General features: G+C 64.6%; 20 protein-coding genes. 14 read left to right on the forward strand and 6 right to left on the reverse strand.

What is annotated here, in order from left to right; all coding sequences use genetic code 11:
* Nucleotides 1-7 precede the first annotated feature (7 nt).
* Both cysN and cysD read right to left on the reverse strand, forming a co-directional pair.
* Nucleotides 8-1,927 (reverse strand): sulfate adenylyltransferase subunit CysN, encoded by a 1,920-nt coding sequence (cysN, locus tag G404_RS0109115; RefSeq protein WP_028640803.1) that lies wholly within the window; start codon nucleotides 1,925-1,927, stop codon nucleotides 8-10.
* A complete protein-coding gene (gene cysD, locus G404_RS0109120) occupies nucleotides 1,927-2,838 on the reverse strand; it encodes a sulfate adenylyltransferase subunit CysD (RefSeq protein ID WP_028640804.1) in 912 nt (303 codons plus the stop codon). Before cysD ends, cysN begins: the two co-directional genes overlap by 1 nt.
* Before the next feature lie 188 nt (nucleotides 2,839-3,026).
* Between cysD and G404_RS0109125 the strand changes: the two genes are divergently transcribed.
* Both G404_RS0109125 and G404_RS0109130 read left to right on the forward strand, forming a co-directional pair.
* Nucleotides 3,027-3,185: a hypothetical protein gene (locus G404_RS0109125; RefSeq protein WP_156906253.1), complete on the forward strand. Its 159-nt coding sequence runs from the start codon at nucleotides 3,027-3,029 to the stop codon at nucleotides 3,183-3,185.
* Between the two features lie 75 nt (nucleotides 3,186-3,260).
* The gene (locus G404_RS0109130; protein WP_028640806.1) at nucleotides 3,261-4,373 is read left to right on the forward strand and encodes a helix-turn-helix transcriptional regulator; all 1,113 of its coding nucleotides are present in this window, start codon (nucleotides 3,261-3,263) and stop codon (nucleotides 4,371-4,373) included.
* A gap of 111 nt (nucleotides 4,374-4,484) precedes the next feature.
* Here G404_RS0109130 and G404_RS0109135 read toward each other — a convergent pair whose 3' ends face one another.
* Entirely contained in the window at nucleotides 4,485-5,996 is a 1,512-nt protein-coding gene (locus G404_RS0109135) for a replicative DNA helicase (RefSeq protein WP_028640807.1), read from the reverse strand.
* Between the two features lie 123 nt (nucleotides 5,997-6,119).
* Between G404_RS0109135 and G404_RS0109140 the strand changes: the two genes are divergently transcribed.
* Genes G404_RS0109140 through G404_RS0109160 form a run of 5 tightly spaced genes read left to right on the forward strand, consistent with a single transcriptional unit; the run spans nucleotide 6,120 to nucleotide 9,572 of the window.
* Complete coding sequence (locus G404_RS0109140) at nucleotides 6,120-6,602, forward strand: UPF0262 family protein (protein WP_028640808.1); 483 nt, start codon at nucleotides 6,120-6,122, stop codon at nucleotides 6,600-6,602.
* Nucleotides 6,603-6,614: 12 nt separating this feature from the next.
* On the forward strand, nucleotides 6,615-7,319 hold the full coding sequence (locus tag G404_RS0109145) for a glycoside hydrolase family 25 protein (RefSeq protein WP_036520886.1): 705 nt from the start codon (nucleotides 6,615-6,617) through the stop codon (nucleotides 7,317-7,319).
* Nucleotides 7,316-7,747, forward strand: coding sequence for a cytidine deaminase (locus tag G404_RS0109150; RefSeq protein ID WP_028640810.1), 432 nt, complete (start codon nucleotides 7,316-7,318; stop codon nucleotides 7,745-7,747). Before G404_RS0109145 ends, G404_RS0109150 begins: the two co-directional genes overlap by 4 nt.
* Before the next feature lie 46 nt (nucleotides 7,748-7,793).
* Nucleotides 7,794-8,348, forward strand: coding sequence for a dCTP deaminase (gene dcd / locus G404_RS0109155; protein ID WP_028640811.1), 555 nt, complete (start codon nucleotides 7,794-7,796; stop codon nucleotides 8,346-8,348).
* A gap of 60 nt (nucleotides 8,349-8,408) precedes the next feature.
* Nucleotides 8,409-9,572 carry a saccharopine dehydrogenase family protein gene (locus G404_RS0109160; protein ID WP_028640812.1) on the forward strand — a complete coding sequence of 388 codons (1,164 nt, stop codon included), beginning with the start codon at nucleotides 8,409-8,411 and terminating at the stop codon, nucleotides 9,570-9,572.
* Nucleotides 9,573-9,583: 11 nt separating this feature from the next.
* On the opposite strand, the gene G404_RS0109165 is transcribed toward G404_RS0109160, so the two are convergent.
* Nucleotides 9,584-9,892 carry a hypothetical protein gene (locus G404_RS0109165; RefSeq protein ID WP_156906254.1) on the reverse strand — a complete coding sequence of 103 codons (309 nt, stop codon included), beginning with the start codon at nucleotides 9,890-9,892 and terminating at the stop codon, nucleotides 9,584-9,586.
* 76 nt (nucleotides 9,893-9,968) lie between these two features.
* Nucleotides 9,969-10,361, reverse strand: a complete 393-nt coding sequence (locus G404_RS0109170) for a hypothetical protein (protein ID WP_245584467.1) — start codon at nucleotides 10,359-10,361, stop codon at nucleotides 9,969-9,971.
* A gap of 196 nt (nucleotides 10,362-10,557) precedes the next feature.
* Between G404_RS0109170 and G404_RS0109175 the strand changes: the two genes are divergently transcribed.
* The 3 genes from G404_RS0109175 to galK all read left to right on the forward strand — a co-directional run bounded on the left by G404_RS0109175 (nucleotide 10,558) and on the right by galK (nucleotide 13,750).
* The gene (locus G404_RS0109175) at nucleotides 10,558-11,496 is read left to right on the forward strand and encodes an adenosine kinase (protein ID WP_084601214.1); all 939 of its coding nucleotides are present in this window, start codon (nucleotides 10,558-10,560) and stop codon (nucleotides 11,494-11,496) included.
* Between the two features lie 71 nt (nucleotides 11,497-11,567).
* Nucleotides 11,568-12,605: a UDP-glucose--hexose-1-phosphate uridylyltransferase gene (locus tag G404_RS0109180; protein ID WP_028640816.1), complete on the forward strand. Its 1,038-nt coding sequence runs from the start codon at nucleotides 11,568-11,570 to the stop codon at nucleotides 12,603-12,605.
* Nucleotides 12,602-13,750 (forward strand): galactokinase, encoded by a 1,149-nt coding sequence (galK, locus tag G404_RS0109185; protein WP_028640817.1) that lies wholly within the window; start codon nucleotides 12,602-12,604, stop codon nucleotides 13,748-13,750. The genes G404_RS0109180 and galK overlap by 4 nt, the downstream gene beginning before the upstream one ends.
* A 12-nt stretch (nucleotides 13,751-13,762) precedes the next feature.
* On the opposite strand, the gene purD is transcribed toward galK, so the two are convergent.
* Complete coding sequence (purD, locus tag G404_RS0109190) at nucleotides 13,763-15,046, reverse strand: phosphoribosylamine--glycine ligase (RefSeq protein ID WP_028640818.1); 1,284 nt, start codon at nucleotides 15,044-15,046, stop codon at nucleotides 13,763-13,765.
* Between purD and xseA the strand changes: the two genes are divergently transcribed.
* The 4 genes from xseA (at nucleotide 15,045) to G404_RS0109210 (ending at nucleotide 20,819) form a co-directional block, all read left to right on the forward strand.
* The gene (gene xseA / locus G404_RS0109195; protein ID WP_028640819.1) at nucleotides 15,045-16,490 is read left to right on the forward strand and encodes an exodeoxyribonuclease VII large subunit; all 1,446 of its coding nucleotides are present in this window, start codon (nucleotides 15,045-15,047) and stop codon (nucleotides 16,488-16,490) included. The two genes, purD and xseA, sit on opposite strands and share 2 nt — an antisense overlap.
* 27 nt (nucleotides 16,491-16,517) lie before the next feature.
* Nucleotides 16,518-16,721: a DUF2093 domain-containing protein gene (locus G404_RS0109200; protein ID WP_028640820.1), complete on the forward strand. Its 204-nt coding sequence runs from the start codon at nucleotides 16,518-16,520 to the stop codon at nucleotides 16,719-16,721.
* Nucleotides 16,722-16,724: 3 nt separating this feature from the next.
* Nucleotides 16,725-17,552, forward strand: coding sequence for a M23 family metallopeptidase (locus G404_RS0109205; protein ID WP_051280437.1), 828 nt, complete (start codon nucleotides 16,725-16,727; stop codon nucleotides 17,550-17,552).
* A 261-nt stretch (nucleotides 17,553-17,813) separates the two neighbouring features.
* A complete protein-coding gene (locus G404_RS0109210) occupies nucleotides 17,814-20,819 on the forward strand; it encodes a TonB-dependent receptor plug domain-containing protein (RefSeq protein WP_051280439.1) in 3,006 nt (1,001 codons plus the stop codon).
* The last annotated feature ends 419 nt before the right edge of the window (nucleotides 20,820-21,238 follow it).

The following is a 21,238-nucleotide window of genomic DNA, read 5'->3' on the forward strand; positions in this document are numbered from 1 at the left end:
TGTTCCATCAAATGACCGGCATCCAGTGGCCGAGGATATGGTTGACGATGCGTTCGGCGGCATCTTCGGCCGCTTCGCGCGTGGTGTCGACCCGGATTTCAGGGTTTTCCGGCGCTTCGTAAGGGCTGTCGATACCGGTGAAATTCTTCAGCGCGCCGGCCCGCGCCTTTTTGTACAGGCCTTTGACGTCGCGCCGTTCGGCTTCGTCGAGCGGGGTGTCGATGAACACCTCGACGAATTCACCGGGTGCGATCATCGCGCGCACCATGTCGCGTTCGGCGCGGAACGGGCTGATGAACGCCGTGATCACGATCAGCCCGGCATCGGTCATCAGCCGCGCCACTTCGCCTACGCGGCGGATATTTTCGATGCGATCCGCCTCGGTAAAGCCCAGATCCTTGTTCAACCCGTGGCGGACATTGTCGCCATCGAGCAGGAAGGTGTGCTTGCCCATGGCGTGCAGCTTTTTCTCGACCAGATTGGCAATGGTCGATTTGCCCGACCCCGACAGGCCGGTAAACCACAGCACATGCGCGGTCTGGCTGTTGAGCGCGGCGCGCGCCTCGCGCGTGACGTCAAGCGCCTGCCAATGCACATTTTGCGCGCGCCGCAGGCTGAAATGCAGCATTCCGGCGGCGACCGTGGCATTGGTGATCTTGTCGATCAGGATGAACCCGCCCAGCGTGCGATTGTCCGCATAGGCTTCGAACACGATGGGCCGGTCGGCGGTCAGTTCGACCACCCCGATTGCATTGAGATCGAGCGTCTTGGCCGCCATGTGTTCCATGGTGTTGACGTTCACGACAAATTTGGGCTGCTGCACCGTTGCCGAAACGGTCTGCGTGGCCAGTTTCAGCCAATAGGCGCGGCCGGGGATCAGTGCTTCGTCATTCAGCCAGACCAGTGTCGCTTCGAACTGGTCGGCCACTTGCGGCGGCGCGGCGGCCGGGGCGATGACATCGCCGCGCGAACAATCGATGGCGTCAGCCAGGCACAGCGTGATCGACTGCCCCGCCACGGCTTCGTCCAGATCACCATCGCGGGTGACGATCCGCGTGACAGTGCTGGTCTTGCCCGACGGCAGCACGCGGATCGCATCGCCGGGACGCACCGAACCGGTGGCGATCAGCCCGGAAAACCCGCGAAAATCCAGATCGGGCCGGTTGACCCACTGCACCGGCAGACGAAACGGCGTGTCGCGATCAAGCGCGGCATTGACGGCAACGGTGTCCAGATGGTCGATCAGCGCCGGGCCGCGATACCACGGCGTGTTGGCCGATCGGGTGGTGATATTGTCGCCCTGAAACCCCGAAATCGGCATCGCGACAAACCGATCGAGCCCGATCGAGCGCGCAAATTCCGCATAGTCGCGCACGATGGCATCGTAAATCGCCTGATCATAGCCGACCAGATCCATCTTGTTCACTGCCAGAACCACATTGCGGATGCCGATCAGGTGGCACAAGTACGAATGGCGCCGGGTCTGCACGAGCACGCCCTTGCGCGCATCGACCAGGATCACCGCAAGATCGGCGGTCGAGGCGCCGGTGATCATGTTTCGCGTATACTGTTCGTGGCCGGGGCAGTCGGCAACGATGAATTTGCGCCGTTCGGTGTTGAAGAAGCGATACGCGACGTCGATGGTGATGCCCTGTTCGCGCTCTGCCGCCAGCCCGTCGACCAGCAGCGCAAAATCGATCGCCTGGCCCTGCGTGCCCTGCCGCTTCGAATCCGCCTCGAGCGCGGCGAGCTGGTCTTCGAAGATCATTTTCGAATCGTACAGCAGCCGGCCGATCAGCGTCGATTTGCCGTCATCGACGCTGCCGCAGGTGATAAAGCGCAGCATCGTCTTGTGCTGATGCAGATCGAGATAGGCGTCGATATCCTGCGCGATCAGGTCGTCGACCACATACGTCTGGTCGGACATCAGAAATACCCCTGCTGCTTTTTCGTTTCCATGCCCGCGCCGCCCGCGTCCTTGTCGATCGCGCGGCCCTGCCGTTCGCTGGTGGTGGTCAGCAGCGTTTCCTGAATGACCTGTGGCAGCGTGCGCGCGGTGCTTTCCACCGCGCCGGTCAGCGGATAGCAGCCCAGGGTGCGAAACCGGATCGAGCGCATCACCGGCGTTTCGCCCGGGCGCAGCGGAAACCGGTCGTCATCGACCATCAGCAGCATCCCGTCGCGTTCAACCGTGGGGCGCATGTCGGCAAAATACAGCGGCACGATCGGCACCTGATTAAGGTGGATATATTGCCAGATGTCGAGCTCGGTCCAGTTCGAGATCGGGAACACCCGGATCGATTCGCCCTTGTTTTTGCGCGCGTTGTAAAGGTTCCACAGCTCGGGCCGCTGGTTCTTCGGGTCCCAGCCGTGGCTGGCGGTGCGGAACGAAAAGATCCGTTCCTTGGCGCGGCTTTTTTCCTCGTCGCGCCGTGCGCCGCCAAAGGCCGCGTCAAACCCCCAGGTGTCGAGCGCCTGTTTCAGCCCTTCGGTTTTCCACATGTCGGTGTGCAGCGCGCCGTGGTCGAACGGGTTGATCCCGCGCGCCCTGGCCTCGGGATTCTGATACACCAGCAGGTCCATGCCGCTGTCGCGCGCCATCGTGTCGCGCAGATCGTACATCGCGCGGAATTTCCACGTGGTATCGACATGCAGCAGCGGAAACGGCGGCGGCGATGGATAAAATGCCTTGCACGCCAGATGCAGCATCACCGCGCTGTCCTTGCCCACCGAATAGAGCATCACCGGGTTTTGCGCCTCGGCCACGACTTCACGCATGATGTGGATGGCCTCGGCCTCAAGCCGGGCGAGATGGGTCAGGGTCAGCGGGTCGGACATGGGCGGTAGGGGGCCTTGCGCAAAGCGGTCTGTGCCAGATCGGCTGTCGCAATACCGCGCAAACCTCCCATATGGGAGCAAAATGATCAGCGCGGCGGACCCGGGCGTAGAATCCGACCCTTTGCACCCGACGTCAAAGTCCTAGCCTGCGGGTCATGATCACCGGCAACCCGCACAAGGATTTCACCATGAAACGCGCAACCATGACCTCTGCGCTGGCTGTGGCTTTGTTGACTGCCAGCCTGGGCCTGTCGTCCTGCATGGACGATCACCCCGATCGTGGCGACCGGCATGGCGATATGCACGATCACGATCATGACCGCGATCATGACCACCACGATCAATAACACCGCCTGACATTCGCACACGGCGCGGGCACAAGCGTGGCTTGACCCCCGGCGGGGTGTGTGACAGCCAGAATCATGGCCGTCCTGCCCGCCGATCATCGCGAACTGTTTCTGCCGCTGATCGAAGGCATCCACGAAAGCCCGCCGTGGGGCGTGTTTCTGCGCAATCTGGTGGCGCGGATGCAGGCGCGCCGCGGGTTCATGGTCATAACGCTGGCCAACGCCGCGCCCGATCAGCCCCCGTCGGTAATCCCGGTGTCCAGCCCGCGCGCCGCGCACGAAGACCCGATCGATTTTCGCGCGCTCCAGGCGTTGCGGCTTCACCCGCATGGCCCGCTGCGGCCAGGCCGGATCTATGCGCTCGACGAAATGCTCGATTACGACGACCGCGCGCAACTGGCGGTGCAGCGCGCGGCGCTGGCCGCGATGGACATCCGCTATGCCCGGTTTTTGCGCGTGTCGGCCGGTGGCGCTGCCGAAGCCTGGCTGGTCCTGGTGCGCGCGCGCGAAGATTTCAGCGGCTCGGCGGTGGCCGTGCTCGACGCGGTGGCAATCCACCTCGCGGCCGGCTTGCGCACGTTGGCGGCGCTGACCGAGCAACGCCTTCAGACCGCGCTGGCCACGGCCGCTTTGAACCGGATGGGGGTTGGGCAACTGGCCTTTGATGCCGAAGCCCGGGTGATGGCGGCCGATCCGTTGGCCGAAGCAATGGTGACCCTGATGCCCGAGCCGGGCGGACGATCGGGTCGGCGCCTGCAACTGCGCCCCGATGTTGCGCGGCGGGTGGATGCCGCCTGCCAAAGCCTGGCGGCCGATCCCACGGCACCGGGTCAGGTGATCCGGATCGATGAGGCGCGCGCGATCGACCTTTTGCTGCGCCGGTCCGATCTGGTGCTGGCCGAACCCGGCGCGCGCCCGGCGGTGATCGGAGTGGTGCGCAACGGCGTTCGCGAAACGGCGCGCGCGGCGATCCATGCCCTGGCTGCGCGGCACGGTCTTTCGCCCAACGAGGCGGCGCTGGCCCATTCGCTGTCGCTGGGCGAAGGACTGGCCGAGGCGGGTGCGCGGCTGAATCTGACGATCGAGACCACGCGCAATTATTCCAAGCGGATCTATGCCAAGACCGGCGCGCGCGGGCAGGCCGACCTGGTGCGGATCGTGCTGACCGGGCTGGCGCCGCTCGCCTAGAGCACCGTGCAAAAAAGCGGGCGCCGGCTTTTTGCAATAAACGTTGCGAAAACAATGAATTCTAAAGCGTGTCGGGTTTCAGCTTAAACGCAACACGCGTCGCTGGCCTGGTCAGTCATCGCCATAGGCGCTGTTGCCCAGTTCCTCGGGCGCCAGGTCGGAAAAGCGGGTGATGCGCGCTTCAAAGCGCAGGCGCACTTTGCCGGTGGAACCGTGGCGTTGTTTGGCCACAATCAGTTCGGCCAGGCCATAGACACGTTCCATTGCCGCGGCCCAGGCGGCGTGTTCTTCGTGAATTTTGGATTCGTCGCCATCGACCGGTCGCTTGGGCTCGCGCGACTGCACATAGTAATCTTCGCGAAACACGAACCACACCATATCGGCGTCCTGCTCGATCGATCCGGATTCGCGCAAGTCCGACAGCATCGGGCGCTTGTCTTCGCGCTGTTCGACCGCGCGCGACAGCTGCGACAGCGCGATGACCGGCACCGACAGTTCCTTGGCGAGCGTTTTCAGGCCACGGCTGATTTCCGAAATTTCGTTGACGCGGTTGTCGGTGCGGCCCGTGCCCTGCAACAGCTGCAGGTAATCGACCACGATCAGGCCGATATCGTGCCGCCGTTTCAGCCGCCGCGCGCGGGCGCGCAGCGCGCCGATCGTCAGCGCCGGGGTGTCATCGATAAACAGCGGCAGTTCGGCCAACCGCTGGCTGGCGAAAGACAGCTGCTGGAAATCCTCGCGGCTGATCCGCCCCATGCGCAACGCTTCGGAACTGATCCCCGACTGTTCGGCCAGAATACGCGTGGCGAGCTGGTCCGCGCTCATTTCCAGGCTGAAGAACGCGACCGCCGCGCCCACCGAATCCTTGACCGTAATGCCGTCGGCCAGATCGCGGCGCAGGCGATCGGCAGCGTTGAACGCGATATTGGTGACAAGGCTGGTCTTGCCCATGCCCGGCCGGCCGGCCAGGATGATCAGGTCGGATTCGTGCAGACCGCCGATCTTTTCGTTGACCGAAGTCAGCCCCGTGGTCTTGCCCGAAATATGCCCGCCCGACAGCAATGCCTTTTCGATCATTTCGAGCGAGGCGCGCGTGGCGGTGGCAAAACTTTGCGCTTCGCTGCCGGTCTGTGCGCCTTCGGCGACGGCATAGAGCGAGGATTCGGCTGCTTCGATCTGGGCCAGTGGCGAAACACTTTCGCTGGTGTCCATTGCCTGTTCGACCAGCGTGCGGCCCACCGTGATCAATTCGCGCAGCAGCGCCAGATCGTAAATCTGTTGCGCCAGTTCGCGCGGCGCCAGCAGGCCCTGCCCGTCGGCGGTCAGGCGCGCCAGATAGGCGGTGCCGCCCAGTTCCTTCAGCCCATCGTCGGTTTCGAAATAGGGCTTGAGCGTGACCGGGGTTACAATCGCCTTGCGGTCGATCAGCGCGGCAATGCGCGAAAATACGCGGCCATGCACCGCGGCAAAGAAATGCTCTGCGGCAAGCGGGCAGGTCATTTCCTCAAGGATGCGGTTGTCGATCAGCACCGCGCCCAGAAACGCGGCCTCTGCCTCGACATTGGCGGGCAGGGTGCGCGCGGGATCGGCTTCGCGCAACAGGATCGGGGCGGTGTTGGACATGCGCCCTTACTGCCCTGTTCATCCCGCACCGACAAGCCGACGGCGCGCGATCACCCTGTGGATAGCGGGCATGGCATATCGCACTTGCAGCATGGTTGACGCCTATGCCATCACGCGACTGTCATGTCCGACCCGCGCATTGCCCATATCGAACTCGATGAAGCGACGATCATCTGGCGCAATGCCGATATCGAGCAGGAACGGCGAATCGCGATCTTCGATCTGATCGAGGAAAACACCTTCAAACCGTTGCGCGCCTATGCCGCGGGGCACCACGGCCCCTATCGCCTGCGCCTTGCGGTCGACGACGGGCGGCTGTCGCTGATGGTGTTCGACGGTGATCAGCAGGCTTTGGAGACGCTGGTTCTTGGCCTTGGGCGGTTTCGTCGGCCGATTCGCGATTACTTCGCGATTTGCGAATCCTATTACCAGGCCATCCGCCGTGCGACCGCGCAGGAAATCGAAACCATCGACATGGCCCGGCGCGGGGTCCACAACGACGCAGCGACGATGCTTCTGGAACGGCTGGAGGGCAAGATCGAAACCGATTTTGCCACGGCGCGGCGGCTGTTCACACTGATCTGCGTGCTCCACATCAAGGGTTGAAGGAATGTCGATGTGGTAAAGGCTGGGCTGAAACGCTGGCTGCTGGTCCCGGTTGCAGGTGTTGCGCTGGCGGCGCTGGCACTGATGGCGTGGTATTGGGCAGGGCACTGGGTGCCCGATCGTGCGCGCTATCCGGTGCAGGGCCTGTGGCTTGATGCCGGCAACGGTCCGGTCGAATGGGCCACGTTGAAAACCAATGGCCCCGCAGGGCATGGCCCCGATTTTGTCTATCTGACCGCCAGCAGCGGTGCGGACATTCGCGACCCCGGCTTTGCCGCAGGGGCCGAGGCGGCACGCGCGGCCGGGCTGCAGGTCGGCGCGGTGCATGTCTATGATGTGTGTCTGCCCGCCGATGGCCAGGCCAGCAACTTTGTCACCACCGTGCCGCGCGACAAACACATGCTGCCGGCGGCGATTGCGATCGATCTCGATCCCAAGCGTTGCCCCGAACCGCCGGGCGAAGCATCGATCGACAGCGAACTGACCACCTTTCTGAACGAAATCGAACGTCATCTGGGTCGGCCGGTGGTGCTGATGCCTTCGGCCGAAATTGAGGCGCGGTATCACCTGGCCGCGCGGATCGACCGCAATGTCTGGGTTGCAGGTGATTATCGCGTGCCCGGCTATGTCAAACGGCCGTGGGTGCTGTGGACGGCGACGCATCGCCTGCATGTGGCGGGCGTGACCACGCCGGTGCGCTGGGTGGTGGTGCAATGAGCGCCGCATCGATCGATCCGGCCGCGCTGGTTGGGGCTGCGCGCGGTGCCATGGCGCAAGCCTATGCGCCCTATTCAAAGTTTCAGGTGGGCGCGGCCCTGGCGTTTGCCGATGGCACGCTGATTACCGGCAGCAATTTTGAAAACGCCAGCTATGGCCTGTCGCTTTGCGCCGAAACCGTGGCGGCAGCCAGCGCCAGCCAGCAGGGGCACCGCGGCGGATTGATCGCAGTGGCGGTGATCGGCGGGCCGGGGGGCATCGTGGATGCGATCGTCACGCCGTGCGGGCGTTGCCGCCAGATCCTGCACGAACTGGCGGCACTGGGCGGCACCGATCCGTTGATAATCGCGACCGGCGCGCACGAAACCGTGGAAATGCGGCTCAGCACGCTCTTGCCACTGGCGTTCGGCCCGGCCAGTCTGGGGTGAATGACGCCGCGCCCTGATTGGCACCGACACAACAGAAAGTCACACTTTGTCCATCCTGTCCGACCGCTGGATCCGCGAAAACGCGCTGTCCCATGGCATGATCGAACCCTTTGTCGAAAGCCAGCGGCGCGATGGCTGTATCAGCTATGGCCTGTCGTCCTATGGCTATGACGCGCGTGTGGCGGATGATTTCAAGATTTTCACCAATGTCGATTCGGCGGTGGTGGACCCCAAGAATTTCGACGCCAATTCGTTTGTGGATCGCAAGACCGATGTGTGCGTGATCCCGCCCAACAGCTTTGCCCTGGCGCGGACGGTTGAATATTTCCGCGTGCCGCGCGATGTGCTGGTGATCTGCCTGGGCAAATCGACGTATGCGCGCTGTGGAATCATCGTCAACGTCACCCCGCTCGAACCCGGTTGGGAGGGGCACGTGACTTTGGAGTTTTCCAACACCACGCCACTGCCTGCCAAGATCTATGCCAACGAAGGCGCGTGCCAGTTCCTGTTTCTGAAAGGCAACGAACCGTGCGAAGTCAGCTATGCCGACCGTGCGGGCAAATACATGGGCCAGCGCGGGGTCACGCTGCCAAGGATTTGATTGCCCAACCCCGCGCGCTGCCTTAACCGTACGTTTAAACGACACGTACGGGGTGAGGATATGGCACGCATCTATGATCTGATCGTCTATGGCGCGACCGGGTATACCGGACGGCTGGTGGCGGAATATCTGGCACACACGCATGGCGCATCGGGCCTGACATGGGCGATGGCCGGGCGCAGCGAAGCGAAACTGGCGCACGTGCGCGATATGATCGGCGCGCCTGCCGATACGCCGCTGGTGATTGCCGACAGCGACGATCCGGCATCGCTGGCGGCGATGGCGCAGTCGGCGCATGTGGTGATCACGACCGTCGGACCTTATCAGCTGTATGGCACCGACGTGCTGGCCGCGTGTGTCGAGGCGGGCACGCATTACGCCGACCTGTGTGGCGAACCGGTGTGGATGCGCCAGATGATCGACCGGTTCGATGCGCGGGCAAAGCAAACCGGGGCGCGCATCGCGTTCTCGTCGGGGTTTGATTCGATCCCGTTCGATCTGGGTGTGCTGTCGTTGCAGGCCGAAGCCATGGCCCGCTTTGGCAGCCCGGCGCCACGCGTCAAATGCCGCGTGCGCGCGATGCAGGGCGGGTTTTCGGGCGGCACCGCCTACAGCCTGAAGGCAACGCTGGCCGCGATCGCCAAGGAACCCGCGCTGGCGCGGATCATGGCCAGCCCGTTCGGCCTTACCCCCGGTTTCACCGGCCCCGACCAGCCACCCGCCAACCAGCCCGAATTTGACGAGGCCACCGGCAGTTGGGCCGCGCCGTTCGTGATGGCGGTCATCAACACCAAGAATGTGCATCGCACCAATCTGCTGCTGGGCCAGCCGTGGGGCACCGATTTCGTCTATGACGAAATGCTGCTGACCGGGCCAGGCGATCAGGGCAAGGGCGTGGCCGAATATCTGGCCAAAACGCCGATGATCGGCACGCCCAACGATCCCAAGCCGGGCGAAGGCCCCAGCCCCGAAGACCGCGCCAGCGGGCATTATGACGTGCTGTTCATCGGCGAATGGCCCGATGGGCGTACGCTGCACTATGGCGTCAAGGGCCGTTACGATCCGGGCTATGGCTCGACCAGCCGGATGATCGCCGAAACCGGGATCGGCTTGCGCCACAGCGATGCCGCCGGCGGCATCGGCACGCCTGGCGCCATTCTGGGTGCCGCACTGGTCAAGCGGTTACGCGATCATGCGGAGATCCGCTTTGCGGTCGAAGATTGACGGCAGGCGGATCATTTTTTCAAAGCGTTGAACCATCGGTCGATCATCCGCAGATGCCATGTGTGGATGCCGACGAAGATCGCGGCCATGAAAAACACCGCCGGAATCACATCGCCCTCCTGCCCGGACCGGGGTGGGACGACCCAGGCCAGCACAACCATGGCCACCAGCACGCTGGTGGCCAGTGCAGGCATGAAGCCAAGGACGAAGCGGCGCGGCGCAAGCGCGTTGACCGTGCCATCGAAAGACCATTGCATCGGCAACTGCTTGGCATCGTAAAAGCGTTGATTGGCGCGGCGCGACGATTCGACCAGCAGCACCGAGGTCAGTATCGCAATCGTTGCAACGAGCAACCCAACCATCGTCAAACGCCTTCACGTGTTGGCTGCATGCCGGTCAGTTCTTGCGCAAGGCCGTGATGCAGGCCGCGCGGTCGACATCGCGGCCATCGCCGCGCCGGGCATCGACGAATGTGGTCGTCGCCTGGCCGCCCTGTGCTGCGGGGTAGAGATAGGCATCCAGAATACAGGCGGTACCCGACCACTGCAATTTGCGCGCATCGCCGTCGTGAATGTCGAGCCGCGGCGCCCCGAACTGGCGGATCAGCGCTTCGGCATCGGCGCCGATCACGCCTGCTGTGGCGGCATCGTGTGGCTGGGCATGATGCACTGCATGCGGCGCAGGCTGGCGCACAGCGACGGCCGGCGGCGCGATTTCGCCCCCGCCACACGCGGCCAGCAAGGGGATCAGGGCAAGGGGCAACAGCGTCCGCATGACACGCCCAGCCATCGCGCGCGCATCCGATCGTGTCAATCAAGCCATCCGGTGTCTGTCCCGGGCCTGCGGCGGCTTGCCGCAAGCCCCGCTTGCGATTAGTCGCCAAGGCATAGCGCTTTGCCCAAGGAACCCCACGCTCGTGACCCAGCCTTCGACGACTGCACCCCGTTTTGACGTCGTCGCCATCGGCAACGCCATTGTCGATGTCATGGCGCCTGCGCATGATGACCTGATCGTCGCGTTGGGGCTGGCCAAGGGCGGGATGACGCTGGTTGACGAAGCGCGCGCGCACGACTTGTATGCCGCGATGGGCCCCGCGCGCGAAATTTCGGGCGGGTCTGCGGCCAACACGCTGGCCGGGCTTGCCGCGCTGGGTTCAGCCTGCGGGTTTATCGGCCAGGTCAGCCAGGACCAGCTGGGCGATGTGTTTGCCCACGATATCCGCGCAGGCGGCATTGCCTTTGATACCCCTGCACGCGCCGGGCAGCCATCGACCGCGCGCTGCCTGATCTTTGTCACCCCCGACGGCCAGCGTACGATGAACACATTTCTGGGCGCGTCGCAGTTCCTGCCGGCCGAGGCGCTGGACGAAAAGGTGATCGCCGATGCCGCGGTGCTCTATCTCGAAGGCTATCTGTGGGATCCCGAAGAGCCGCGCCGCGCGATGCGCCGCGCGATCGGCGCGGCGCGGGCCGCGGGCCGCAAAGTGGCCTTCACCCTGTCCGATGCCTTTGTCATTGCGCGCCATGGCGATGATTTCCGCGCGCTGATCGCCGCCGGCGACATCGACATCCTGTTTGCCAACGAACACGAACTCGCCGCCCTGACCGGGCAGGCCGATTTCCACGATGGCCTGGCCGCGCTTGCACCGCACGTGCCGACGCTTGTCGTCACGCGCAGCGAACAGGGTGCGCATGCGGTCAGCGGGGGCGAACATGCGCATGTGGCTGCGGCACCCGTGGCGCGCGTGGTTGATACGACGGGGGCGGGTGATCTGTTTGCCGCCGGGTTCCTGTTTGGCCATGTGCGCGGGCTGTCCCTGCATACCTGCCTGGCGCTTGGCGCGGCTTGCGCGGCCGAAGTGATTTCGCATTATGGCGCGCGGCCCGAGGCCGATCTGCGCAATCTGGTTGCGCCGCTGCTGTGAATAGGTCTGCGTGACCGGATATATCGGATTTTCAGGTACCGCCGGTTCTGCACGCGGGGTAACCCCTGGCCATGACCACATTTGACCCGACCGATCACCCGCACCGGCGCCGCAACCTGTTGACCGGCCGCTGGGTGCTGGTTTCCCCGCACCGGGCGAAACGTCCGTGGCAGGGTGAAACCGGCGCGGTGGCGGCGCGCGGCGGGCCGTCATGGGATGCGGAGTGCTATCTGTGCCCCGGCAACACGCGCACCGGCGGGGTGGTCAACCCTGACTATCGCGCGACGCTGGTCTTTCCCAACGATTTTCCCGCTTTGATCCCGACCACGCCCGCACCCGACAGCGCAGACGATCTGTTTGTGATGGCCCCGGCGCGGGGCGAGGCGCGGGTGATCTGCTATTCGCCCGATCACGCCAAGACCCTGCCCGATCTTGATACGCCCGCGGTGCGCGCGCTGGTCGACACCTGGGCCGAGCAATCGGCACAGCTGTCGGCGCACTATGCCTATGTGCAGGTGTTTGAAAACAAGGGCGCGATGATGGGGTGTTCCAGCCCGCACCCGCATGGCCAGATCTGGGCGAGCGATTTCGTGCCCAGTGAGCTCGTCGACGAAGATCGCGAACAGGCCGCCTGGCACCAGCGCCATGGCACGGTCCTGCTTGATCAGGTGGTCACGCGTGAACGTGATGCGGGCACGCGCGTGGTATCGGCCAATGCCCATTGGCTGGCGGTGGTGCCGTTCTGGGCGGCCTGGCCGTTTGAAGTGCTGCTGATTGCGCGCGATCCGGTTGCCCGGATCGAGGCGCTGGATGATGCCGCGCGCGATGCGCTGGCCCGCATCCTGCGCGATATCACCGGGCGCTATGATGCGCTGTTCGATTGCACCATGCCGTATTCGATGGGCTGGCACCAGGCGCCGGGCAACAGCGCCGCACCCCACGCCTGGCGGTTGCACGCGCATTTCTATCCGCCGCTGCTGCGATCGGCCACCGTGCGCAAATTCATGGTCGGGTTTGAGATGCTGGCCGAACCGCAGCGCGATCTGACCCCCGAAATCGCCGCCGCGCGGCTGCGCGCGGTCGCGCCGTCAAACGGCGCGCAGGCATGATGCTGGCCGCGCGGCTGCGTGCCGGGTTCGTCGATGCCTATGGCGCGGCGCCGCACATCAACAGCCGCGCGCCGGGCCGGGTCAATCTGATTGGCGAACACACCGATTACAACGACGGCTTTGCCATGCCGATCGCGATCGGGGCGGAAACGCGGGTGGCCTTTACCCCCGTTGCAGGTGCGGATCTGCAAGTCGCTGCGCTCGATCTGGGCGAATGCGACCGGTTTTCGCCCGCCCGGGTCGGTGCCCTGCCGGGTGGCGGCTGGCGCAATTATGTGCGCGGAACGGTCGATGAACTGACGCGGGCCGGCATTGCCGTGCCAGGCGGGATGCTGGCGATCGCGGGGAATATTGCGCGGGGCACCGGGTTGTCGTCGTCCGCCAGTCTGGAGGTGGCCCTGGTCCACGCGCTGCTGGCCGCAGCGGGGGTGGAATGGCCCGCGCTCGATATCGCGCTGCTGGCGCAGCGTGCCGAATGCGGCTTTCCCGGCGTGCGCTGCGGCAATCTGGATCAGATTGCCAGCGCGGCAACGCGGGCCGGCCATGCCCTGCTGATTGATTGCCGCAGTCTGGCGCTGCGGACCATTCGCATGCCCGACGATGTGGCGGTGATGATCGTACAATCGGGGGTGGAACGCGGGCTGGTCGACGGTGAATACAACACGCGCCGCAGCGAATGCGAACGTGCCGCGGCCTTTCTGGGCGTGGCCGCCTTGCGCGATGCGGATGACGCCATGTTGCACGCGGCAATAGGCCGGCTGGATGATCGCGCCTGGCACCGTGCGCGCCACGTGATTGGCGACAATCGCCGCGCGCTGGACGCTGCACGGGCGCTGGCCGCAGACGATCTGATCGCGACCGGACGCCTGATGCGCGATTCGCACCTGTCGCAGGCGCAAGATTTCGGCATTACCGTGCCGCAGACCGACCGGCTGGCCGACCTGCTCAACGCCGCGATTGGCGTCGACGGCGGCGCGCGCCAGACCGGTGGCGGCTTTGGCGGCGCGGTGGTCGGCGTGATGCGGCGCGATCGGGTCGATGCGGTGCGCGATGCGGTCCTGGCGCATTATCGCACCCCGGCCGGGACCCCGCCCGACCTGTGCATCGAAGTACCCGCCGACGGCGCCGGTCTTGTTGCCGGCTGAACCGGGTCCGCTCTATTCGCCGTCTTCGCGCGCGATTTCGCGCCAGCCGATGTCGCGCCGGCAGAAACCCTGGCCAAAATCGATCGCATCGACCGCGCGATAGGCGCTGTCGCGCGCGGCACGCACGGTTTGACCGCGCGCGCACACGTTCAGCACGCGGCCGCCGCTGGCGCGCAGCACGCCGGCGTCGTCGCGCACGGTTCCTGCATGAAACACTTTGGCGCCCTGGGTTTCGGCGCTGGCAAGATCGGCGATCATCCCGCCCTTGACCGGACTGGCGGGATAGCCGGTGGCGGCCAGGACCACGGTCAGCGCGGGTTCGGGCGAAAAGTCGGGGTGAGGGATTGAGCCCAGCCGGTTGTCGGCCACTGCCGACAGCACGTCGACCAGATCGCTTTTCAGCCGCAGCATCAGCACCTGGCATTCTGGATCGCCGAAACGGCAATTGTATTCGATCAGTTTGGGCCCCTCGGACGTCAGCATCAGCCCGGCAAACAGCACGCCCGAATAGGCCATGCCCGCGTCGGCCATCGCCTTGACCGTGGGGGCGATGATCCGCGTCATGACTTCGCGTTCAAGCGCGGGCGTCAGGACGCGCGCGGGGCTATAGGCGCCCATGCCGCCGGTGTTGGGGCCGGTATCGCCATCGCCGACGCGCTTGTGATCCTGCGCCGATCCGAATGCCACGATCGTCGCGCCATCGGTCAGCGCGAAAAAGCTGGCCTCTTCGCCGGTCATGAATTCCTCGATCACCACTTCGGCGCCGGCATCGCCAAACCCGCCGGCAAACATGTCGGCGATGGCATCGCGCGCGTCTTGTGCGGTCTGGGCGATCACCACGCCTTTGCCGGCGGCCAGGCCATCGGCCTTGATCACCACCGGCAGGCCGAACTGCGCCAACGCCGCCAGCGCATCATCCTGGTTCGACGTGCGCACATAGCCGGCGGTGGGGATTCCGGCGCGCGAACAAAGATCCTTGGTAAAGCCTTTCGATCCTTCCAGCTGTGCGGCGGCCTGGTTCGGGCCGAACACCCTGATCGCCGCGGCGCGCAAGCTGTCGGCCAGACCGTCGACCAGCGGGGCTTCGGGGCCGACCACCACCAGGCCGATGGCATGTTCATGGCAGAACGCCACAACCGCGCCATGATCGGACAGGTCAAGCGCGTGGCACCGGGCATGTTCGGCAATGCCCGGATTGCCGGGTGCCGCATGAAGCTTGCCCAGATGCGCGCTTTGGGCCAGTTTCCACGCCAGCGCATGTTCGCGCCCACCGCTGCCCAGCAACAGGATATTCATGAATTCTCACCTTCCCGGCGATGACGCCGCCATGCCTGGCCTGTTAGCGAGGGAAACCGCGGGCGACAACGCCCCGGCGCTGTCGATTTCGGAACTGTCCAATCTGTTGAAGCGCACGGTGGAGGACAGGTTCGGATTTGTCCGCGTGCGCGGCGAGCTGTCGGGGGTCAAGCGCGCCGCGTCCGGGCACCTTTATCTCAGCCTGAAGGATGAAAATGCCCGGCTGGACGGGGTGATGTGGCGCGGTGGCGTGCAAAGGCTGGGGTTTGCGCCCGCCGACGGGATCGAGGTGATCGCCACGGGCAAGCTGACGACCTATCCCGGCCGGTCGAATTACCAGATCGTGATCGAGCGGATGGAAATCGCCGGCGAAGGCGCGCTGCTGGCCTTGCTCGAAAAGACCAAGGCGCGGCTGGCCGCCGAGGGCCTGTTCGATGCGCAGCGCAAACGCGCGATCCCCTATCTGCCGCGCGTGATCGGGGTGGTGACATCGCCCACCGGCGCGGTGATCCGCGATATCCTGCATCGGCTGCGCGACCGGTTTCCCAGCCATGTCGTGGTCTGGCCGGTTCTGGTGCAGGGCCAGGGTGCTGCCCCCCAGATTGCCGCGGCGGTGCGCGGGTTTTCCGAACTGGCCCCCGGTGGCCCGGTACCACGCCCTGACCTGGTGATCGTGGCGCGCGGGGGCGGTTCGATCGAGGACTTGTGGGCGTTCAACGAGGAAGAGGTGGTGCGCGCGATTGCGGGGTCGACCATCCCGGTGATCAGCGCGGTGGGCCACGAAACCGACACCACGCTGGCCGATTTCGCCGCCGACCGCCGCGCGCCGACGCCAACCGCAGCGGCGGAAATGGCCGTGCCGGTGCGCGCCGAACTGGCCGGCACGCTGGCCGAGCTTGAGGCGCGGCGCCTGCGCGCGATCGGGCGGCAACTGGCGCAGGCGCGCGAACGGCTTGACCAGCGCGCGCGGCGCCTGCCCCAGCCGCAGGCTTTGCTGCAGGCGCAGGCGCAACGTCTGGACGATCTGGGCGATCGGCTGCGGCGTTCGCTTGGCCACCGCACCGAACTGGCCAAGGCGCAACTGGCGCGCCATGCCGGCGCGCTGCGCCCGGCTTTGCTCGAGGCGCGCCTGCGGCGCGAAACCGAACGGCTGGGCGCGTTGCGCCTGCGGCCAGAGGCGCTGTTGCAAAGGATCGCCACCGCGCGCGCGCGGGTCGATGCGCTTGACCGGTTGCGCCGATCGCTCGATCCCGAAGCGCCGCTGCTGCGCGGCTATGTGCTGGTGACCGACGCATCGGGGCACGTGATCAAGACGCGCAGCGTTGCACAGGCCGAGGCCGAACTGACATTGAAATTTGCCGATGGCACGCTGGCGGTGACACCGCGCGGCGCCCGCGCCAAAGCGACGCCTGCCACCGCCCCGCAACAACCCAAATTGCTTTGAACGGAAACCTCGCCTAAAATGCTGGATATGCTGACACCTCCCGCCGGCCGCCTTGCGCGGCTTCATTACCTGCCGGGCACCTTTCGCCAATTGTCCGCGGGCGACCATGTGATCTGCGCGGTGACCGCTGCGCGCATCCCGCTCGATGTGCTGCGCTATTGGAGCGCGGAACGGCAGGAGGCCTATGCCAGTGCCGAAATCGCGACAAAGCGCCTGCTCGAACAGGCTTAGGATTTGCGCCTAACCCGTCGCACGGCCCTGGCCGCCGCAGCCGCCTGGGTGGCCGCGCCGGCCTTGGCCGCAGATGACCGGTTCGCATTGCGCGGGCAGCCCACACAGGGTGGCTGGCTGCGCGGGCGTGTGCCGCAAGGGACGACCGCTCTGCGGCTGGACGATCAGGCGCTGGCGTATGCCGCAGACGGCGCATTCCTGATCGCATTTGACCGCGATGCCGTGCCTGTTGCGACGCTGGTGGCCGAAACACCGGCGGGCCCGGTGCGCCAGGCGCTGGGCATTGCCCCGCGCGCCTGGCCGATCGAACACGTTGATACGCCGATGCACCCCGCGGGCATGCCCGATGCCGAATTCGCGCGCCGGCGCGCAGACGAACTGGCCCGGATCCGCACGGCGCGCGCGCACGACACCGGCGCGCAAGGGTGGCGCCAGACGATGATCCACCCGGCGCGCGGGCCGATGTCGGGGCGGTTTGGCGCGCAGCGGGTGTTTCGCGGTGTGCCGGCGGCGTATCACGGGGGCATGGATATCGCGGCAGGCGCGGGCACGGCGATTGTCGCGCCGGCCGATGGCGTTGTCGTGCTGGCCGCGGTGGCCGACCTGTTCACGCTGGAAGGTCATCTGATCATCATCGATCACGGCATGGGGCTGAACAGTGCGATGCTCCACGCCCGCACCGTGTCGATCGGTCAAGGTGCTGCTGTCGCACAGGGGCAGACAATCTGCCAGGTCGGCATGACCGGCCGCGCAACCGGGCCGCACCTGCATTGGGGGCTGACCTGGCATCGCCGCAGGCTGGACCCGCTGCTGTTTTTGCAGGACCGCTGATACGGTCCGCGACCCGACTGCGACAATTGCGTGACACATATGTGGCAAAAACACTACAGTCACGGCAAATCACCGCAGTGACCCAATAGGCAGGTTGCCGCTGCGGCGCTCACCTGCCAGCTTTCGGCCCTTCCGGGGATGTCACGTCGCGCACCGCTGGTTTTCCGGCCGGCGCTGCGCACCTTTTCATGCGTTGCTCTCCGGTCCTGCGCAGGGGCGCCCGAATCGCCGGGCCCAATCTTGAAAAGGGTTCAATCGGTTATGAAGCATGTGAACACGCTTACCACCGGGGTGGCGTCTGCCGCGCTCGGCCTGGCGATGCTGGCGACGCCGGCGCTGGCCCAGCAGGCCGCGCCTGCCACCGCAGCCGACAGCAAGGACGTGATCATCGTTACCGGCTCGGTGTCGAAGAACCCGGCCACCGCCACGGCTTCGCCGGTGGTGGCGATTACCGCCGAAAATCTTGAAAACCGGGGTATCACCTCGGTGGCCGATGCGCTGCAACTGACGCCTGCGAACAATTCGGGCACTTTGACCAGCAGCTGGTCGGTGTTCGGTTTCGCCACCGGGGCCAGTGCACCGTCGCTGCGCGGGTTCAACGATGGCTATACCCTGACCATCTTCAACGGTTTGCGCAGTGCGATCTATCCGCTGGCCGATGACGGCTATCGCAACTTTGTCGATATCAACACGATCCCCGAATCGATCGTCGACAACGTGCAGATCCTGCAGGACGGCGCATCGGCGGCCTATGGCGCCGACGCGGTGGCCGGTGTGGTCAACGTGATTATCAAGAAGGAAATCCAGGGCCTTCACCTCAACATGTCGGGCGGCATTTCGCAGCTGGGCGATGCGGGCGAACGCCGCATCGACGGCAGCTGGGGCATCGGCAGCCTGAAGCGCGATGGCTACAACTTCTACATCAATGCCGAATACCAGAAGAACGATGCGGTCTATGACAGCACGCGCGGCACATCATCGGACCTGAGCCATATCTGCGACGGCATGGGCGATTGCATGACCAATTTCGCCGCCAACGGCATCCAGGCCGATGGCAGCTATCTGGGCTTTCAGACCACCACCGTGCCCTATGCGCGGCCGTGGGATCCGGTCAACGGCGTGGGCACCGGCCAGTTCCAGCTGCTCAACCCGGCGGCCGGCTGCAGTGGCCTGGCCGCCACCCAGCTGAATGCCACGCAGCAGGCCGCGGGCGCCGCGTCGGGCGTGCCGACCAGCGGCGTGGTCTGTCAGCAGGACGGCGCAAAGCAATACAACATGTATGCGCCGCAGATCATCCGCATCGGTGCCAATTCGCGTCTGACCAGAAACTTTGGCGATGCGCAGGCCTATGTGATGGTCAACTATGCCGAAACCAAGACGTTTTCGCAGGCCGGCCCGGTTGCCTATACCGGCTATGTCAACACGATCGCCAACAGCGTCAATTACGTCAACAACATCGTCCTGCCGACGTATGTCTGCCCGGGCGGGGTCGGCGGCGTCGATGGCAACGGCAATTCGACCACGACTTGCGCCGCCGGCAGCGCGGGCGCCAGGCTGAACCCCAACAATCCGTTTGCCGCCTCGGGTCAGTCGGCGCAGCTGTCGGGGCTGTATGATCGTCCGACGCAGACCCTGACCGATGCCAAGACCTATCGCATTTCGGGCGGCATCAGCGGCGCGTTCGCCGGCGACTGGTTCTATGATATCCAGGGCACCACCTCGTGGATCAACCTGGGCCTGACGTATCTGAACTATATCAACGCGCAGGATCTGCTCAATGCAGTGGCGCAGGGCACCTACGATTTCACCAACCCGGGGGCCAATTCGCAAAGCGCGCGCGACCAGATCGCGCCGACCGTGAACGACGTGGCCCGTTCGCGCGAGACCCAGTTCCTGGGCACGTTGAACCACAATTTCGTCAAGCTCCCGGGCGGTGATCTGAACGTTGCGGTGGGCGCCGAATACCGCTTTGAAGCGGTCAACGAACCGTCGGTCCAGTTTGGCAATGCCAACGCCTATGATGGCGCCTATTCGCTGAATCCGGTGTCGGTGATCGGTTCGCGCCACGTCTATTCGGGCTTTTACGAAATCACCGTGCCGATCCTGGAAAGCCTCAAGGTCAAGGCCGATGGCCGCTACGACCATTATTCCAGCGGCCAGCACGCGTTTTCGCCCAAGTTCGAAGCGACGTTCAAGCCGATCAAGCAGTTCGAGCTGCGCGGTACCTATGGCAAGGGTTTCCACATCCCGACGTTCAGCCAGCTCTATGGCTATCCGACCACAGGCTATGTCGGCGAACAGCCGGTTTGCCCCAACCCCGCATATGCCACGTTCTGCGCGTCGCACCCGGGCAACGCGGCCTATACCACAACCGGCTACAACGTCGGTGAAACCAGCCAGGGCAATCCCGGTCTGGCCCCCGAACGGTCGCAGTCGTACACCATCGGCACAGTGCTGCGCCCGACCCGCAATCTGACCTTTACGGTGGATTACTGGCACACCAAGATCGACGGCATCATTGTCAGCGTGGCGCAGGAAGGCACGCCGGTGATCGACGCGATTGCCCAGTATTATGCCAACAACGGCGTGGTGAATGTGCCTGGCGTCACCGTGCTGCCCGGTCAGAAGGACCCGACCAACCCCAATGCGCTGCCGCTGATCGGGTTCATCGTGTCGAGCTATGTCAACGCCCAGTCCGAAGTCGCTTCGGGCTTTGACTTTGGCGCGGACTTGCGCCTGCCGCTCAGCGACAAGGGCGGGGTCAGCCTGCGCAGCGGTCTGAACGTGTCGTATCTGTCAAAGCTGACCCAATATACCTCGGCCGGTGCCGAAGTCTTTGCCGGTACGCTGGGGCCATGCAACATTACCGCGTGTTCGGGCACGCCGCGCTGGCGCGCGGTATGGCAGAACACGTTCGATTTCCACAACCGCACCAATGTGACTTTGACCGGCAATTTCACCAGCGGCTATTCGGAATACAATGCCGACATCGGCTATCTGGCGACCTGGCAGACCGGGCCGAACGCAACGATGCAGGTGACACCGAGCGTGCGTTCGGTGTTTACCGCCGATCTCGACATCCATCACAAGGTCGACGATCACTTCACCATCTATGCCGATGTGAAGAACCTGCTCAACGCCCGGCCGCCGTTCGATCCGGCGGGCGGCTATGGCGACGGCAGCACGTTCTACATGTTCAACCCCGCGTGGGGCGATTCGGGATATATCGGCCGGTTCTTCCGCATCGGTGCCAAGATCGACTTCTAGGCCGATCGAGAGTCCAGCCGGCACAAGGGCGGTCCGCAAGGGCCGCCCTTTTCGTTGGCGTGCCCTTGCCAGGCGATCGGCCACCGGACGCCGCGGTGGCATGTGTCTGGCGGCGCGCGGACATATCGGCAAATCTTGACAGTTCTGACACCGCGTTTCGGAAAATACTTATAAATGCGGCTTTAATACTTCTTCGGTATAATCGTAAAAATACGTAAATCAACCTCTGGGCTGGACGTTTATTTACCAATTTTAATATAAAAATCAGGCGTTTGTGTTGCGAAATGGTTACATTCGCCACAATTCTGCAAATGATATTGGCTGAACACTTTACGAAACCCGCCTGCTGCTGCCAATCGCTGGCATACCGGGGGTTCCAACATTTGCTCAACGGATTGAAGGGATCGGTTCGCGAACGC

It is taken from the genome of Novosphingobium acidiphilum DSM 19966, from assembly GCF_000429005.1.
GTDB classification, from domain to species: domain Bacteria; phylum Pseudomonadota; class Alphaproteobacteria; order Sphingomonadales; family Sphingomonadaceae; genus Novosphingobium; species Novosphingobium acidiphilum.

Coding starts and splice junctions, on each gene's coding strand:
- cysD (WP_028640804.1), bottom strand. CDS start 2,838: ATGTCCGACCCGCTGACCCTGACCCATCTCGCCCGGCTTGAGGCCGAG.
- G404_RS0109135 (WP_028640807.1), bottom strand. CDS start 5,996: ATGTCCAACACCGCCCCGATCCTGTTGCGCGAAGCCGATCCCGCGCGC.
- G404_RS0109175 (WP_084601214.1), top strand. CDS start 10,558: ATGGCGCCTGCGCATGATGACCTGATCGTCGCGTTGGGGCTGGCCAAG.
- G404_RS0109200 (WP_028640820.1), top strand. CDS start 16,518: ATGCTGACACCTCCCGCCGGCCGCCTTGCGCGGCTTCATTACCTGCCG.
- G404_RS0109140 (WP_028640808.1), top strand. CDS start 6,120: ATGTCCGACCCGCGCATTGCCCATATCGAACTCGATGAAGCGACGATC.
- G404_RS0109150 (WP_028640810.1), top strand. CDS start 7,316: ATGAGCGCCGCATCGATCGATCCGGCCGCGCTGGTTGGGGCTGCGCGC.
- G404_RS0109170 (WP_245584467.1), bottom strand. CDS start 10,361: ATGGCTGGGCGTGTCATGCGGACGCTGTTGCCCCTTGCCCTGATCCCC.
- cysN (WP_028640803.1), bottom strand. CDS start 1,927: ATGTCCGACCAGACGTATGTGGTCGACGACCTGATCGCGCAGGATATC.
- purD (WP_028640818.1), bottom strand. CDS start 15,046: ATGAATATCCTGTTGCTGGGCAGCGGTGGGCGCGAACATGCGCTGGCG.
- xseA (WP_028640819.1), top strand. CDS start 15,045: ATGAATTCTCACCTTCCCGGCGATGACGCCGCCATGCCTGGCCTGTTA.
- G404_RS0109160 (WP_028640812.1), top strand. CDS start 8,409: ATGGCACGCATCTATGATCTGATCGTCTATGGCGCGACCGGGTATACC.
- G404_RS0109210 (WP_051280439.1), top strand. CDS start 17,814: ATGAAGCATGTGAACACGCTTACCACCGGGGTGGCGTCTGCCGCGCTC.
- G404_RS0109130 (WP_028640806.1), top strand. CDS start 3,261: ATGGCCGTCCTGCCCGCCGATCATCGCGAACTGTTTCTGCCGCTGATC.
- G404_RS0109180 (WP_028640816.1), top strand. CDS start 11,568: ATGACCACATTTGACCCGACCGATCACCCGCACCGGCGCCGCAACCTG.
- G404_RS0109125 (WP_156906253.1), top strand. CDS start 3,027: ATGAAACGCGCAACCATGACCTCTGCGCTGGCTGTGGCTTTGTTGACT.
- galK (WP_028640817.1), top strand. CDS start 12,602: ATGATGCTGGCCGCGCGGCTGCGTGCCGGGTTCGTCGATGCCTATGGC.